Origin of the sequence: Candidatus Aquicultor sp., from assembly GCA_036504445.1 — a bacterium.
Taxonomy (GTDB): Bacteria; Actinomycetota; Aquicultoria; order Aquicultorales; family Aquicultoraceae; genus DASXVE01.
The window spans coordinates 148,289-162,457 of the sequence record DASXVE010000019.1 but is presented as its reverse complement, the minus strand read 5'-3'; the positions used below and the strand labels follow the sequence as shown (position 1 = coordinate 162,457).

Here is a 14,169-nt window from a genome sequence, read left to right as displayed (position 1 = left end):
GTCGAGCAGATCGCGGCAATCAGCGAAGAGACCTCGGCGACCGCCGAAGAAGTCGCCGCATCGACCAGCCAGGTAGTAAATGCCGTTGACTCGATTGCGGCTTCAAGTGAAGAGGCGGCCGCATCGGCCGAAGAAGTTTCATCATCGGCCCAAGAGCAGTCGGCCAGCGTTCAGGAGATCGCGGCCCAAGCCCAATCACTCTCGGCGATGAGCGAGGAACTCGATCGTCTGGTTTCAAGCTTCAACCTGTAATAAATTACATAGGGTAACGCCTTATAGAAGAAAGACGGCCTCCAAGCGCGGAGGTCGTCTTTATGTTTCAGTACTTCTACTTATTCAGCGCTTTGCAAGAGTCCTAGCGTATAAGCGTAAGCAAGAAGACCATATCCTCGATTGCCGATACGGCATCATGTACTGCATCGCCCGGTTTTATCTTGGCTTTACCCCGGATTACTTGGATTATCGCCGGAGCCCCGGCCGTATGATCTGAGAGCGATTACCCCTTATCCAGCGTAAAGAGCACGATTTTGACGGCATCGTTTTCGACAAGGGTCTTACTAATGATCGCCGGCCGTTCTTTTGTACGCGTTGGCTTCCTAACGCGTATCATAACAAGACGACGATACAGGCTAAAGACGTACTCGTTATTATTCTAACGATCACATTAGCTAACTTGAAACAGCTTTACTACGAAATCGGATAGGGGTCTGGCGCAATGGGTAAATTAACAGAACTGGTAACCGGAAGAATACAGATCAAAGCCACACTGGCAATCGTTTGTGTTGTCGGTCTTCTCCTCGGAGTTTTCGCTTATTATGTAGCGTCATCTCAGTACCAGGTAATCGAGAACGCGCTTCTCACAAAAGGCAGGATTATCGCGTTAAGCGGCGCTCGTGCGACCGGCGATATGTTTGAGACCGCCATAAAGAACCGCGAAATCAGCGAAAAGGCTTTGTTTGATGTCAGCTACAAGCCCATACCGGGAACTAACCCGCAAAAATACCATACCGCATACGATGCATTTACTGATAAAGCGCTTCAGCGCATAGAAGACGAGTATTTGAAGGACACCGACGTGGTGTTTGCGGCGGTTGTCGATACAAACGGCTTCTTGCCCACGCACAACGCTAAGTACGCAAGCGGTGCGAAAGACGTAGCTTCAAACCGGACAAAACGACTCTTTAATGATCCCGTAGGATTGAAAGCAGGCAGGCATACAGGGGAAGTATTGCAGCAGGTGTATAAGCGCGATACAGGCGAGACCATGTGGGATGTCTCAGCTCCCATCTACGTAAACGGCAAACACTGGGGCGGGTTCCGCGTCGGATTTTCGATGGCTCGGGTTCAGGCTACGATCGCTGAGAACAATGCCCGCATTTTTAAAGCGATGATTGGTTTTGTACTGCTTGGCGCAGCGCTTCTTATTGGTTTGGCTTCATGGTTTATCGCCCGCACCATAGTGAGCCCGATAAAGAAGATCGCATCGGCTGCAACGCATGTTGTAAACAATAGTTTGGAGAGTTTTGCTACAGAAATGCAGGCGGTCTCAGAAGGAGATCTCACCAGATGCCATACCGGGTGTTTTGATATTGGCGACGTCAAAATCGAGCACAAGGCAAACGATGAAATCGGCAGCCTTGCGCGAGCATTCAACGGCATGTTGGTTAAGCTCGAAGAAATCGGAACCACATTCGCGGTCATGCTTGAACGCATACGCCGCCTGGTTATAGAAATCTCAGAATCATCCAACCAGCTTAAACGGGCGAGCGACTCATTAAAAGAAGCCGCCAACCAAACCGCCACTGCGACAACCCAAATCGCGCATACAATAGAGCAGGTCGCCCAAGGCACCAGCTCACAAAGCGGTTCTATCGACGGCATTTTGGGCGCTGTCAGCCAGATGTCGACTATCATTAATCAAGTCGCAAGCGATTCAATTCGCGAAACCGTCGGCGAGTCGGCTCAAAAGATAAGTCAGCTCAGTGAATACTCTGCTCAGATCGGAAACATCGTAAAAGTTATTGGCGATATCGCCGCCCAGGCAAATCTGTTGGCGCTAAATGCCGCTATCGAGGCAGCCAGGGCCGGGGAGCACGGCAAGGGATTCGCCGTTGTCGCCGATGAGGTACGCCAGTTGGCAGAACGCGCGAATTCATCCGCCGGCGAAGTAGCTCAGCTGCTCACCGCGGTTCAAAAGGGGACCGACCAAACCGTATCTGCTATGGAGAGTGGGGCCGGCGAGGTCACAACGGGCACTTCGCTTGCGCATGAGGCCGGGGACTCACTCGGCAAGATATTAACCACCGTTGAAGATACCGATCAGATGATTGATGAAATCGCGGGATCTGTCCAGCAGGTGGCCAATAAAGGCGATGAGATCGTCACATCGATTGAATCAATAGCCGCAGTTGTCGCGGAAAACGGAGCTTCCTCTCAGGAAGTATCGGCGGCAACACAGCAGATGAGCGCCCAGATCCAGGAAATCGTCTCATCAATCAACGATCTGGCGGACATGGCAAATCGCCTTGCGAAAGACGTCAGCTACTTCAAGGTTGCGTAACCTCCGTATTCACATAAGCCTGTGGGTCGCTGTAGTTATTACCATCGACACCACCCGTGTACGGGTTATTCCATGTGCCATACGGGTGCGTACTCTCACCGTACGCCGTCGGTGTAAGATCGGTTGCTGGCGGTTCCCCTAATGGGATGGTATCATTACAACAATTGTATTACCGGCCAATCAACTAGCATTATGTAGGGGAATATACGCGATGAGCCGCAACAACAATAAACAAAATTTCAAGCTACCGCAGTCAATCAATCTGACCGGCGATGCAGCATTAGATTTGCTTAAACAAGGCAATGAACGGTTTATCAAAGGGGAAACGGGCCGCAGAGACATTGGGCCCAACAAGCGACATGAAGTCGCCGCCAAGCGGCAGCCGTTCGCCATCATTTTAGGCTGTTCGGACTCGCGCGTTCCGCCGGAGTTTATCTTCGATCAAGGCATCGGCGACCTTTTTGTTGTGCGGGTTGCGGGAAACGTAGTCGATGATGTGGCGCTCGGTAGCATCGAATATGCGGTAACGTACATGGGTGTATCCCTTCTCGTGGTGCTCGGGCACAGCGACTGTCTCGCTGTTAAGACCACGTTTGACGGGGACGACGCTACACCATGCATACGCGCGATTGCTTCCAAAATTAAGCCGGCCGTCGATATCGCGAAGAGCAGGTATACCGACCCGGCCGCAATTGTCGAGGACGCGGTGGTTGAGAATGTTAAAGCGGTCATACGCGAGATTGAGCAGGGCAGCCGTGTTATCCGGGGGCAAATAGAACATGATACATTCACTATTGTCGGAGCCAAATACGATCTTGAAAGCGGAAGCGCCGAATTTTTGGTTCCAGCAACGGTGGGCGGATAAAATCAGGAGGTAGTAATGGTTGATTATAAAGAGGAACTTCGCCAGCTCATATGCGAAAAAGCGGTAGTATTAGGCGAGGTAACATTATCATCCGGCGAGAAGAGCAACTACTATATCGATTGTCGAAAAGTAACGCTCGACTCAAAAGGGGCGTTTCTTATCGGCGAGATACTCTCGGACATGCTTGAGGATGCCGATGCGGTAGGAGGGTTGACCCTTGGCGCCGATCCGATTGCTACTGCGATTGCGGTGCGCAGCTATGAGAAGGGGAGGCCGACAAATGCATTTCTTGTGCGCAAAGGACAGAAAGACCACGGCATGATGAAGCGCATTGAGGGTCCGGTCGCCCCCGGCTCAAACGTAATTATCGTCGATGACGTTATCACGAAGGGCGGCTCGGTACTCGAAGCGATTGAAGCGGTAGAGGCGGAAGGGCTTCACGTACTAAAAGCCATATGCCTGGTCGACCGCGAACAGGGCGGAGCTGATGTCATACGCGGTAAAGGCGTCCGGCTTGAAGTACTCTATGCTCCGAGCGACCTCGGCATAGAGAAGTAGAACACGCCTGCGCTCTAGCCCTCGACGTCTTTAATCTCAACTTCAAACTTCAGGGCTTTTCCCGCCATCGGATGGTTGAAGTTCACGTCGATATGGTCGGGTTCGACATCGCTGATGATGCCGACATACATTTCACCGTTGTTTCCGGTTGCCTGCAGCTGCATACCCACCTCGGGTTCGACATCGGCCGGTAGGTCGGTCCGCGGTACGTGGAGGACGGCTTCCTCGCTGTACTCACCGTATGCATCCTCCGGCGGTACGATAACTTCTTTCTTATCCCCGGAGTTGAGCCCTTCAAGCGCTTTTTCAAGCCCGGGAATAATCTGTCCGGATCCTTGGACATAGGTAAGCGACTCACCTTCAGGTGTCTCGTCTACAAGCTGTCCGTCGACGTACACTTTATAATCCATTGTTACGGTTGAACCCTTCTTAATCGTCATCATACATCCTTTCTTCACAATCATGCGGATACTATTCAAAAACGGGTTCGACCTGAACCCGCTTAGACCTCTTTTACCGCTTTCTCAAAATTCTAATCACGTTGTCATACCGCGCCTTATGATGGCGATATTAGGCGTGAAGCATGCAACTATGAAATTAAATGACCATATTGTTGGAAATTCCCATAAGCTTGTAAGCGTCTTGTAGCGTATCGACCATTTTGCACCCGCCTTGCTCGCGAAGCATATCGTATACTTCCTTCACGTGCTTCTCCGGATGTACCAGTAGTATTTGACCATCTAATTCTGATGCCATCCTGCAGCAGTCTTCGAGCGCATGAAAACCGGCGACATCGAGAAAGACAAGCTTTTCGATGTCAATGATGATACTTTTATACCCCTCATTGATGAGCGCTGTCATCGCGCCGTGAGTAAATGTTGCGCTAAACGCGTCGCATTCGCCGCCAACAGTGACGATGGGGATACCGTCTATGCAATCTAGCTTAATTGCGATATCTTTGCCCATAAGGCTCCTCAATTCATATGCGCATCTAGCATAGAATGTACCCCAAATTATTGTAGTTTGGCAAACTTGTATTACACCCAGTTGACGCTTCTGATTTCCATCGTCTACTGATAGAATAAGTGTAATCTGGTTTTAGAGACGGATATGCTTACAGATATCCCACGCATGTGCGTTGTCACCAGCTTTTATGGGGGATAAGAGGAGTTTTACTTGGGATACAACGAGTACGTACAGGCTCGTGAGCTTGTGCAGTCGTTTCAAATCTATTTCTTTGTCGCGATATTGTTTTTATCAATACTGCTTACCGTTGTTAGCTTCATCAGGCACAAATCCACCGGTCGCGTTCTTGTAGCGACCGTTTCTGTTATCGTCGTAGGCTTTGCGCTATTGGCATGGTTTCATCTGAGAATCTACTCCACGATAGCGCTTATCAATCCAACGAACGGCGAAGTCCTGGGACGACTTATGGCCCCTCTGTGGATCGAAAGCGAGAAGCTGTATTTCTGGGCGATGTTCCTCGGTATCTTTACCTATGTCGTCCATCGCAAGTATAAGGGAGAGCCGTTTAGCGTATGGCTCAATATCGTTTTTGCCGCGTTTACGGTGCTAACGATGCTCATCTCCGACCCCTTTGCAAACCCGCTGCCGGCACTGCACCAGGAGATCGGAAATTACCAGATGGCAATGGTTAACTCCAACCCTTATATCCAGGCGCAATACTTTCAATCGTTTTACGGGCGGGTCATCTATTTTTATAACTCAGCATATATGTGGGTGCATCCACCGCTGCTTTTCATATCATATGCGACGCTTGTCGTGGCGTTCTTAGCATCAATATTCATGCTGGTAAAACGGCGCAATATCTACGACACGATCGCCTATAATTACGCCAAGCTCGGCTACGTCGTGCTTACACTCGGCATGCTCGTTAGCTACCCGTGGGCGCTTCAGGCCTGGGCCAACCAACCGTGGTGGTGGTCGCCAAAGATCAATATGTCGCTTATGATGTGGCTGTTCTACACGGCATATCTACACTCAAGGCTGCACTTGCACCGTCGCGGCATGTGGAATACGACCGCCATACTCGGCATATTTTGTTTTCTTGTACTCGTGCTGACGTATGCCACGACCTATTTTATTCCGGGTGTTCATTCATATGGTTAAGGGTGAGGTAGATGCTTAATGTAAAGAAGCCCGGCACATATGATTTCGTTCTTGCGGCTGCAACTGTTGTGATACTGATCGCGCTCTCGCTGATTTCGGTGTACGGCACTATCCAGAGCTGGATCAATTCGGTTATGAATCCCCTGTGGACGCAGACGTTATTGTATCCCGCATATCTTCAACAAATGAACGGGTACGCGTTCCCATTTGCAGTTGCTCTCATTCTGGTTTTATGTATGTGTATTCCAAAGCGCTTTGTTCCGAGGAGCTACCTTGTACAGTCAAGCCTCATCTTGCTCTCAATCAGCATATTAACGGGATTTGCCTGGGGATTTTCCACAGGCCTCGCGTTTTTCCTGCTGATCTCCGGCGTAATTCAGACCATCGTATTGGTTTTACTTATCGGCAAATCGGACCGTTTGGCTTTTGAGCGCGAGGGATTTCTCGTGCAGCTCGGCTCATCGCTGCTTCATCTGGGATTTGTTGTGTTTGCGATCGACCTACTTGTGGTGAAGGATATGCGGAATCACCTGGCGGTCTTTTGGTTCTCAACCGGTCTTATAACTGTGGGGTGCGTGCTCTCGTTTTACGCGCGTGAATTGGCCGCAATTGCCAAGCGCGTTTTCAACAACCCGGCTGTTGATGAAGAACTAGTGCAACAGGAAGCGTCTGCAGTGTATGATACCGATACGTAATATTACAGAATTAACCAATAGCTATTGCGTCGCACAGGTGTTCCTGCGACAATTAAGCCGTTGATTGTTTTTGTCACTGGAGGTCGTAATGTCTCAAAAAAAGGCAAGGGGAAGTACGGGCGTTACATACAAGAGTAAGGCCGCAAAACAAGAAGTCTCGGTACAGCAGGCTTCTGGAAATAAAGTAAACACTGCGCCCGTGCTGGCTGTTATCATAGCGATGGTCGTATTCTTCGGGATCGTCGCATATCAGTCAACCCAAAAGTCGGGTGCAAACCAGGCGGCAACAAACGGGGCCACCACGGCGACAACGCTTGCAGCCCAAATGCAGGGCGTTGAAATATTCAATGCTGTAGCTGCAAGTGCTATCAATAATGCTCTAACCACAACGTTTAAAATGAACGAACTCCGCGGATCGGATTGCGTGCAAACCATAGGCCCCGAACTTGAAAAGCTGGGCAAGATCGGCCAAGTGAGAGCCGATTATTCAAATGGGCTGCTCGAAGTTCAGCGCGACGCAACGATTAAAGATACGCAAATCATCGATGCGCTTATTAAGTCACAACACTCCGGCAATGTGACAACCGAGAAGATTGTAGATAACGGACAGACCGGAACTCAGGCTGCAACTCAGACCGCAAATTAACCGACGGTTTTAAGAAAAGATCCAGCCGCCGTAATCACTAAAATAATACGCCGGATCCTCAAGATACTTCCTCGATGCGGCCAATAGGTCGTAGTGTTCCGTTTCCTCGGTGAGCATAAACTCGAAGAAGCGTACGCTCACACGCATCGTAGCTGCGCTTTTCCATCTCCATCGCCATCTCATAGATATCTAGATCGATGCTGCCGGGGTCAATCTTGACGTCTTTCCGCTCGATTCGCTCGCCGAGCAGCACCGCAATGCGGGGCCGAACGCTAATACTGCATTCGACCGAGAAGTCGAACACACCGCCTCCTAGAAGGGAAGCGTTGAAAGCCTCGATTTTACGTATGTGTTCGGTTTCCTCATCGGCTAAAAAGGTTAGCACTTGCCGGGCGAATTGGTCTTGTACTTTGTCTAAGCTCTTTCTATACGGCGCCTCGCCTTGTTTCTCAAGATCGAGCGTCGTAGCAAGTGCTGTGCAATAGGCCGTATCCATAGATATTATATTTACCCAAAACAAGTGCTTAATAACACACTAGGAGCTTGGAAAATGAATAAGTAATTATTGTCAATTATTTTCGACCAAATGGTCGAAAATAATTGACCGTACGGTCGAAACAAAACTATAATTAAATTGACCGAATGGTCGAAAATATAGGTAATAATGTAATCGCTCGCATTGCCGGCAATACGAAAGGCAAACAAGAGGCCGTGAACATGTCCGAATCATTTGATTCTGAAAAATTTGTCGAACTATTGGAAGAAGAAACGGGCCCCATGAGCAAACGCGAGCGGACGCGCCTGAAGATCATGGCAAGCGCCGCGCAGGTCTTCGACGAAAAAGGCTTCCATGAGGCGTCAATTCAAGATATCGCCGATAACGCCGGTATCGCAAAAGGGACAGTCTACTACTACGTCGACAAAAAAGAAGACCTGCTCCTTATGCTCTTGCGTTTCGGAAAAACGCGTGCCTTCTCAAAGATAGACAAGGCTTTGGCGAAAGCCGATACGGCGTCGGGCAAACTTGAAGCCATCATTCGCACTCATCTTAAAGCTATCAAAACAGTCGGCCCGGTCATCCCATTTTTCGTTCAAAACATCATGATTAATGATTCACGGGCTAAAGAGACGATTACCGGATTACGAGAGGATTATTTAGCCCTGGTGGGCTCCGTCATCGACGAAGGCATACAATCGGGTGAATTTAGGCAGGTAAACACAAGGAAATCCGCCATAGCGGTAATGGGTCTCATTATCGGGCAACTCGTGCAGTATAAAGCATTCAACGGCAAGATCAACGCAAAAGATATAGCCGATACAACGCTCGATCTTGTACTTCATAGCTTGAGGGTAGACCATGAAGACTAAGGTGCCGGTAGTTTCTGCGCTGGCGATCATAGCGGCGTTCTCAGCCGTTTTCTTCGCTCAAGCACAACAAAATTCAACAGTTACGACATCCGGTGTGCTGGAGGCCGAGAAGGTCGCTGTGAGCATTCCGGTAGGTCTTGCAGTCATCGGTGCAGACCCGACAAAACAAGCGAAACCCGGAGCGACGCGGGGGCCGCAGAAACCGGTCGGTACTATCGCAAAGCTCAATATCGAACCGGGCGACTTAGTAAAACGCGGTGACGTTGTTGCCATGCTTGATGACCGTATGGCCCGGCAAAACCTGGCCAAGGCGCAGGCTCAATTCGACCAGGTTGTCGCCACCATAGGGAACCTGCAGGGGACAAGGACCGATTTGCAGAGCAATAAGAATAAGCTCGGCCAGACCGAAGCCGATCTTCAGGCCAAGCGCGTGCAAGTGCAGAGCAACTTTGCATCAAAATATGCGCAAGGGCAGACTAAGATTGCTCAGCTCGAACGTCAACTGGCAACGCTTCGATCCGGTCTTGCACAAGCCGAATCGGGCTTAGCATCTATTCGAGAAGCAAAATCGCAAGCGGAACTAGCGCTTGCCGTAGCGCAAGCGCTTCCCGATAACGATCCTACGAAAGCGCAACGTGTTAATCAAGCGCAAGGCGCATTGCAGGGTCTTGCCCGGAAAGAGGCGTCGCTCAACGCGACGGTGCGGCAGCTTAAGAGCGGCGAATCGCAGCTTGCACAAGGCATTGCGAAAGCGAATCAGGGGCTCGATGCCGGTAAGCAGCAGTTTGATGCCGGCATTACGAAGATGAACGATGCGCTTACAAAGATCAATAAGGGGCGCACGAAGAGCAGCGGGGGGCAGACAAAAATTTCGAAGAAGCTTTTGATCCTGCTACGCAGGCGCGATCAGGCAGAAGTTGCGGTATCAATGGCGCAAAAAATACTCGATTCAACAAAAATTCACGCGCAAAGTGATGGGCGGGCGCAAAATATTAGGGTTGATGAAGGCTCTGTTGTGTATCCGGGGCAGGCGATCATGTCGATAGGCCGTGCCGATACGCTCAAACTATCCATCTACGTACCGCTTCATGATGTAGCCCGTGTTAAAAAAGGCGATACGGTCGACGTGAAGATCGACGGCGAACTTAACAGGATTTTTAAGGGAACCGTAACGGGCGTCGGGGCTGAAGCGGTATTTGCGCCATCAAATATGACAACGAGCGATCTGGAGCTTGTCCGTGTCGTGAGAGTGAGCGTTCAGGTAGAAAATCAAAACGATATCTTAAAAGCGGGTTTACCCGCGGACATATCGATCCATTAGGAGGAGCGGTTATGCATAAGGAGCGGTTGGCAATACCCATTGTACTCTTGTTGTTGCTCGGTCTTGCATACGGTTGGTATTCATATGCAGGCGCGAGTAGTTCGTCAAACGGCAACATTACGGGCTCGGGAACAATTGAGGCGGTCGATCTCAATGTCGGCTCGCAAATCGCCTCAGCGATCACCGACATCAAGGTAACCGAGGGGCAAAAGGTTTCAAAAGGCGATATGCTCATCAAGCTTGACGATAACCTGTTGCGCGACCAGGTAACAGTTGCTAAGGCCGGCGTCGACGCGGCGCAGGCCGGCGTCGACGACGCCAGCGGCGCTAATCAGATAAAAATCGCTAAGGCGCAGCGCGACCAGGCTAAGGCCAATCTCGCTATGGCCCAAATCCAGCTGGGTTATGCCGGCATCAAAGCCCCCGCCGACGGTGTTATTCTCAGTTTGCCGTACACTGAGGGTGAGGTTGTAAGCCCCGGCGCTACTCTCGTGACGCTAGGCAAAACATCGCAGCTCGAACTTACTATCTATGTTGACGAGACCAATCTGGGCAGGGTGAAAAACGGGCAGAAGACCGACGTGACGGTCGATGCGTATCCGAACCGGACGTTTGAGGGCAAGGTAACCGAGATCTCCTCTCAAGCCGAATTTACTCCGCAAAACGTGCAGACGAAAGAGCAGCGCAGTAATCTGGTCTTTGGTGTCAAGATACGTATCCAGAATTCAGATGACAAGCTCAAACCAGGCATGCCGGCCGATGCTGTTTTGCAGTAAGCTGGCGCAACGTGCGAACGCTCGGCGTCATCTTGTTGTAGATCGCATAACTGTGAGATGGGTTTTTAATGGCGCATGTAATTGATATCGAGAACTTAATAGTAGAATATCCGGGCGTCCGCGCGGTTGACGACGTTAGCCTAAGCGTTGAGAAGGGTGAGATCTTCGGTCTTGTCGGACCGGACGGCGCAGGTAAGACGACAACCATCCGTGTACTTGCGACCGTTCTAAAGCCGACAGCCGGCAGCGTCCGTATTTGGGACAACAATATCGTTAAAAACCCAGGGTCGGTGCGGGGCCGTATCGGGTACATGTCACAGCGCTTTAATCTCTACAGCGACCTAACGGTCGAGGAGAACCTGAGGTTTTTCTCCGATGTCTATGGTTTGAGCAGCGCCGAGCGGGATCGCAGGACTAAAGAACTTCTGCATTTTGCGCGGCTTGAGATGTTTACGGATCGCCGAGCGGAATTCTTGTCGGGCGGCATGAAACAGAAGCTTGCGCTGGCGTGCACGCTTATTTATCAACCTGATATTATCTTTCTCGATGAGCCGACGACGGGTGTCGATCCGGTGAGCCGGCGCGAATTCTGGGCGATTCTCTCGGAGCTTCGCAGCAACGGTATCACGCTCTTTGTCTCGACTCCGTATATGGATGAAGCCGAACGGTGTTCAACGGTAGCCTTCCTGGATAACGGCCGGATTAAGATGAGCGATACGCCCCATGCAATCAAAGCGTTGTTTAGCGGTGAAATCGTCGAGCTTATCGCAAAACCGCAGCGGAAGGCGCGGGACGTACTCGGTACGCTGCCATACGTGCGGGACATTGAAATATATGGGGAACGCCTGCAGCTTACGGTCGACTCAGCTACCGACGCCGTCACCAAGCTACAACACGATCTTAGTGGGAAAGTCGATATCATAGCCATCGTTCCGAAAGCGCCGACGCTCGAAAGCGCATTTATCGGCATGATGAAGGGGGGGTGTAGGATACATGATTAAATCGATTATGAGAAAAGAGTTCATACATATCCTGCGCGACCCGAGAACGCTCGGTATTACCTTATTTCTGCCGCTCTTTCAGCTTCTAATGTTCGGTTACGCGCTGAGTTTAGATATTAATCACATTCCAACCGCTATTTATGATCGCGATAAAACGACGATGAGTCGCCAGCTTTCCAATAACTTCTCTAGCTCCGGCTATTTCGATATTAAAGCGAAGCCGGACAGCGCCGATTTTACCGAGCGCCTGGACGAGGGTACGATAAAAGTCGCAATCGTCATCCCGCAGGGATTTGAAAATACTATCCGTTCCGATAAAACAGCCAGGGTTCAGGTACTCGTTGACGGGTCGGACCCCAACTTTGCCCGCGTCGGAGCGAGCTACTCGTCTCTTATTATCAACCGGTTCTCCAGCAATGCGACGGTCGATTCACTTTATAAACGGGGAATCACGATTCAGCAGGGCGTCCCGCCGATTGATCCCCGGGCTCGCGTATGGTACAACCCCGAGCTTCGCAGCGTAAACTTTATTGTGCCGGGTTTGATGGCGCTCATCATGATGACGGTAACGACGATCAGTATTTCGGTTGCGGTTGTGCGCGAGAAGGAGAGGGGCACGCTCGAGAACCTCATTATCTCGCCGATTCACGGTTGGCAGCTTATCATCGGCAAAATTATACCCTACGTTATTATTGCGTTTATTGAGGCGGTGATAATACTGGTGGCCGGTACGTTCCTGTTTAATGTACCGATGAACGGCAGTCTGTGGCTGCTTGCGGCGAGCCTGGTTATTTACGTAGCAGGTACGCTCGGCCTGGGGCTGGTTATTTCAGCGGCCACCGATTCACAGCAGGTCGCCAGCTTTGGCGCATTCTTGTTAACATTTTTGCCCGCGTTTTTATTATCGGGTTTCGTGTTTCCGATCAAGAGCATGCCGGTTATCGTGCAGTACATGACGTATCTTATACCAGCGCGGTACTTCCTGGTGGTCATCAGGGGGATTTTCCTTAAAGGCGTCGGGTTTTCGGTACTCTGGCCGAGCCTGCTTGCCCTGGTAGTATTCGCAACGTTGATGATCGTCATCGCGTCGGTTCGCTTGAGGAGGACGTTAGCATGAGACGCGCTTTATTGCTGGCTAAAAAAGAGTTTTTACAGCTCAAGCGTGACAGGCGAATGCTGCCGCTGCTGTTTATTGCCCCGATTATACAGCTGATTCTATTCGGCTACGTTGTGCAGACCGAAGTCAAACATATCGGCATCGTTCTGGTCGATTACGACCGTACCGCCGAGAGCAGGGTAATAACGGAAAAGTTTACGAACGCGGGCTATTTTTCAATCGTGGGTCGCGTCAACAGCGAGCAGGACATGCCGCAGCTCATCCGGTCGGATAAAGCCACAATCGGTCTCGTCGTCCCGAAAGGGTTCGAGCAATCGATAAAAGCGGGCCGTTCGGCGCAGCTCATGCTGGTGCTCGATGGATCGGATCCAAACGTCGGCGTTCAGGCTACGCAGTACGCGCAGGGAATCATCGCGGCCCGGTCTCAAGAGCTCATGAGTAAGAAGCTCGGGGCGATATCGGCCGTCGTTCCGCATATTTCAAGCGTTGAATCGCGCGTACGGGTCTGGTATAACCCCGATCTTAGAAGCGTTAATTATATGGTGCCCGGCTTAATCGGTCTAATTCTTACAATCATCACCACCATCATTACGGCGATTGCGATTGTCAAAGAGCGCGAGCGGGGGACGCTCGAGCAGCTCATCGTCACGCCGATTAAACGGTGGGAGCTCATCCTGGGGAAAATATTGCCGTTCGTGACTATAGCGTTTATTGAGCTCGGTATAATTGCCGGTGTGGGTGTGTTGTGGTTCGGCGTGCCGTTCCGGGGTAGCATACTCTTGCTGCTTGTCCTATGTATCGCATTTTTGTTCACGACGATAGGGCAGGGGCTTCTTGTTTCAACAATCTCGCGTACCCAGCATCAGGCGCAGATGACGGCTATGTTTTTCATGATGCCGGCGATATTGCTGTCGGGCTTTATCTTCCCGATTGATAATATGCCAAGAATTATCCAGTACGTCACCTACCTGATTCCGCTGAGGTATTTCCTCGTCATCGTGCGAGGGATATTCCTGAAGGGAATCGGAATCCATGAACTGTGGAGCCAAGCGCTTATACTTTCGCTCTTGGGCGTGTTGATTTTTACGGCGAGCGTGCTCAGATTCCAGAAACGTTTTGCCGACTAACCGGC

General features: G+C 50.7%; 16 protein-coding genes. 13 read left to right on the top strand and 3 right to left on the bottom strand.

Annotated features, from left to right (window positions below; all coding sequences use genetic code 11):
* The 4 genes from VGK02_05185 to pyrE form a co-directional block, all read left to right on the top strand.
* Window positions 1-252 (top strand): hypothetical protein (locus VGK02_05185; GenBank protein HEY3374441.1); only part of this gene is annotated, 252 nt, incomplete at its 5' end.
* A 463-nt stretch (window positions 253-715) separates the two neighbouring features.
* The gene (locus VGK02_05180; protein ID HEY3374440.1) at window positions 716-2,560 is read left to right on the top strand and encodes a HAMP domain-containing methyl-accepting chemotaxis protein; all 1,845 of its coding nucleotides are present in this window, start codon (window positions 716-718) and stop codon (window positions 2,558-2,560) included.
* Between the two features lie 211 nt (window positions 2,561-2,771).
* On the top strand, window positions 2,772-3,425 hold the full coding sequence (locus tag VGK02_05175; GenBank protein HEY3374439.1) for a carbonic anhydrase: 654 nt from the start codon (window positions 2,772-2,774) through the stop codon (window positions 3,423-3,425).
* Window positions 3,426-3,440: 15 nt separating this feature from the next.
* Window positions 3,441-3,983: an orotate phosphoribosyltransferase gene (gene pyrE / locus VGK02_05170; protein ID HEY3374438.1), complete on the top strand. Its 543-nt coding sequence runs from the start codon at window positions 3,441-3,443 to the stop codon at window positions 3,981-3,983.
* 14 nt (window positions 3,984-3,997) lie between these two features.
* Here pyrE and VGK02_05165 read toward each other — a convergent pair whose 3' ends face one another.
* The gene (locus tag VGK02_05165; protein HEY3374437.1) at window positions 3,998-4,423 is read right to left on the bottom strand and encodes a peptidylprolyl isomerase; all 426 of its coding nucleotides are present in this window, start codon (window positions 4,421-4,423) and stop codon (window positions 3,998-4,000) included.
* A 157-nt stretch (window positions 4,424-4,580) separates the two neighbouring features.
* Window positions 4,581-4,949, bottom strand: coding sequence for an STAS domain-containing protein (locus VGK02_05160; protein ID HEY3374436.1), 369 nt, complete (start codon window positions 4,947-4,949; stop codon window positions 4,581-4,583).
* A gap of 210 nt (window positions 4,950-5,159) precedes the next feature.
* On the opposite strand from VGK02_05160, the gene ccsA reads away from it, so the two are divergent.
* From ccsA to VGK02_05145, 3 genes are all read left to right on the top strand, one after another.
* Complete coding sequence (gene ccsA / locus VGK02_05155) at window positions 5,160-6,113, top strand: cytochrome c biogenesis protein CcsA (protein ID HEY3374435.1); 954 nt, start codon at window positions 5,160-5,162, stop codon at window positions 6,111-6,113.
* An 11-nt stretch (window positions 6,114-6,124) separates the two neighbouring features.
* A complete protein-coding gene (locus VGK02_05150) occupies window positions 6,125-6,808 on the top strand; it encodes a hypothetical protein (GenBank protein ID HEY3374434.1) in 684 nt (227 codons plus the stop codon).
* An 88-nt stretch (window positions 6,809-6,896) separates the two neighbouring features.
* Window positions 6,897-7,454, top strand: a complete 558-nt coding sequence (locus VGK02_05145; protein HEY3374433.1) for a hypothetical protein — start codon at window positions 6,897-6,899, stop codon at window positions 7,452-7,454.
* Window positions 7,455-7,512: 58 nt separating this feature from the next.
* On the opposite strand, the gene VGK02_05140 is transcribed toward VGK02_05145, so the two are convergent.
* Entirely contained in the window at window positions 7,513-7,950 is a 438-nt protein-coding gene (locus VGK02_05140; protein ID HEY3374432.1) for a hypothetical protein, read from the bottom strand.
* A gap of 221 nt (window positions 7,951-8,171) precedes the next feature.
* On the opposite strand from VGK02_05140, the gene VGK02_05135 reads away from it, so the two are divergent.
* From VGK02_05135 to VGK02_05110, 6 genes are all read left to right on the top strand, one after another.
* Window positions 8,172-8,822: a TetR/AcrR family transcriptional regulator gene (locus tag VGK02_05135; protein HEY3374431.1), complete on the top strand. Its 651-nt coding sequence runs from the start codon at window positions 8,172-8,174 to the stop codon at window positions 8,820-8,822.
* A complete protein-coding gene (locus tag VGK02_05130) occupies window positions 8,812-10,143 on the top strand; it encodes an HlyD family efflux transporter periplasmic adaptor subunit (protein HEY3374430.1) in 1,332 nt (443 codons plus the stop codon). Before VGK02_05135 ends, VGK02_05130 begins: the two co-directional genes overlap by 11 nt.
* Before the next feature lie 11 nt (window positions 10,144-10,154).
* Window positions 10,155-10,919 (top strand): efflux RND transporter periplasmic adaptor subunit, encoded by a 765-nt coding sequence (locus VGK02_05125; GenBank protein HEY3374429.1) that lies wholly within the window; start codon window positions 10,155-10,157, stop codon window positions 10,917-10,919.
* 68 nt (window positions 10,920-10,987) lie between these two features.
* On the top strand, window positions 10,988-11,920 hold the full coding sequence (locus tag VGK02_05120) for an ABC transporter ATP-binding protein (GenBank protein HEY3374428.1): 933 nt from the start codon (window positions 10,988-10,990) through the stop codon (window positions 11,918-11,920).
* Window positions 11,913-13,037: an ABC transporter permease gene (locus tag VGK02_05115; protein HEY3374427.1), complete on the top strand. Its 1,125-nt coding sequence runs from the start codon at window positions 11,913-11,915 to the stop codon at window positions 13,035-13,037. The genes VGK02_05120 and VGK02_05115 overlap by 8 nt, the downstream gene beginning before the upstream one ends.
* On the top strand, window positions 13,034-14,164 hold the full coding sequence (locus VGK02_05110) for an ABC transporter permease (GenBank protein ID HEY3374426.1): 1,131 nt from the start codon (window positions 13,034-13,036) through the stop codon (window positions 14,162-14,164). Before VGK02_05115 ends, VGK02_05110 begins: the two co-directional genes overlap by 4 nt.
* Window positions 14,165-14,169: the final 5 nt, after the last annotated feature.

Bases quoted from the DNA above. Each gene is read 5' to 3' on its own strand.
- VGK02_05180 (HEY3374440.1), top strand. From the start codon at position 716: ATGGGTAAATTAACAGAACTGGTAACCGGAAGAATACAGATCAAAGCC.
- VGK02_05175 (HEY3374439.1), top strand. From the start codon at position 2,772: ATGAGCCGCAACAACAATAAACAAAATTTCAAGCTACCGCAGTCAATC.
- pyrE (HEY3374438.1), top strand. From the start codon at position 3,441: ATGGTTGATTATAAAGAGGAACTTCGCCAGCTCATATGCGAAAAAGCG.
- VGK02_05165 (HEY3374437.1), bottom strand. From the start codon at position 4,423: ATGACGATTAAGAAGGGTTCAACCGTAACAATGGATTATAAAGTGTAC.
- VGK02_05160 (HEY3374436.1), bottom strand. From the start codon at position 4,949: ATGGGCAAAGATATCGCAATTAAGCTAGATTGCATAGACGGTATCCCC.
- VGK02_05150 (HEY3374434.1), top strand. From the start codon at position 6,125: ATGCTTAATGTAAAGAAGCCCGGCACATATGATTTCGTTCTTGCGGCT.
- VGK02_05145 (HEY3374433.1), top strand. From the start codon at position 6,897: ATGTCTCAAAAAAAGGCAAGGGGAAGTACGGGCGTTACATACAAGAGT.
- VGK02_05140 (HEY3374432.1), bottom strand. From the start codon at position 7,950: ATGGATACGGCCTATTGCACAGCACTTGCTACGACGCTCGATCTTGAG.
- VGK02_05135 (HEY3374431.1), top strand. From the start codon at position 8,172: ATGTCCGAATCATTTGATTCTGAAAAATTTGTCGAACTATTGGAAGAA.
- VGK02_05130 (HEY3374430.1), top strand. From the start codon at position 8,812: ATGAAGACTAAGGTGCCGGTAGTTTCTGCGCTGGCGATCATAGCGGCG.
- VGK02_05125 (HEY3374429.1), top strand. From the start codon at position 10,155: ATGCATAAGGAGCGGTTGGCAATACCCATTGTACTCTTGTTGTTGCTC.
- VGK02_05120 (HEY3374428.1), top strand. From the start codon at position 10,988: ATGGCGCATGTAATTGATATCGAGAACTTAATAGTAGAATATCCGGGC.
- VGK02_05115 (HEY3374427.1), top strand. From the start codon at position 11,913: ATGATTAAATCGATTATGAGAAAAGAGTTCATACATATCCTGCGCGAC.
- VGK02_05110 (HEY3374426.1), top strand. From the start codon at position 13,034: ATGAGACGCGCTTTATTGCTGGCTAAAAAAGAGTTTTTACAGCTCAAG.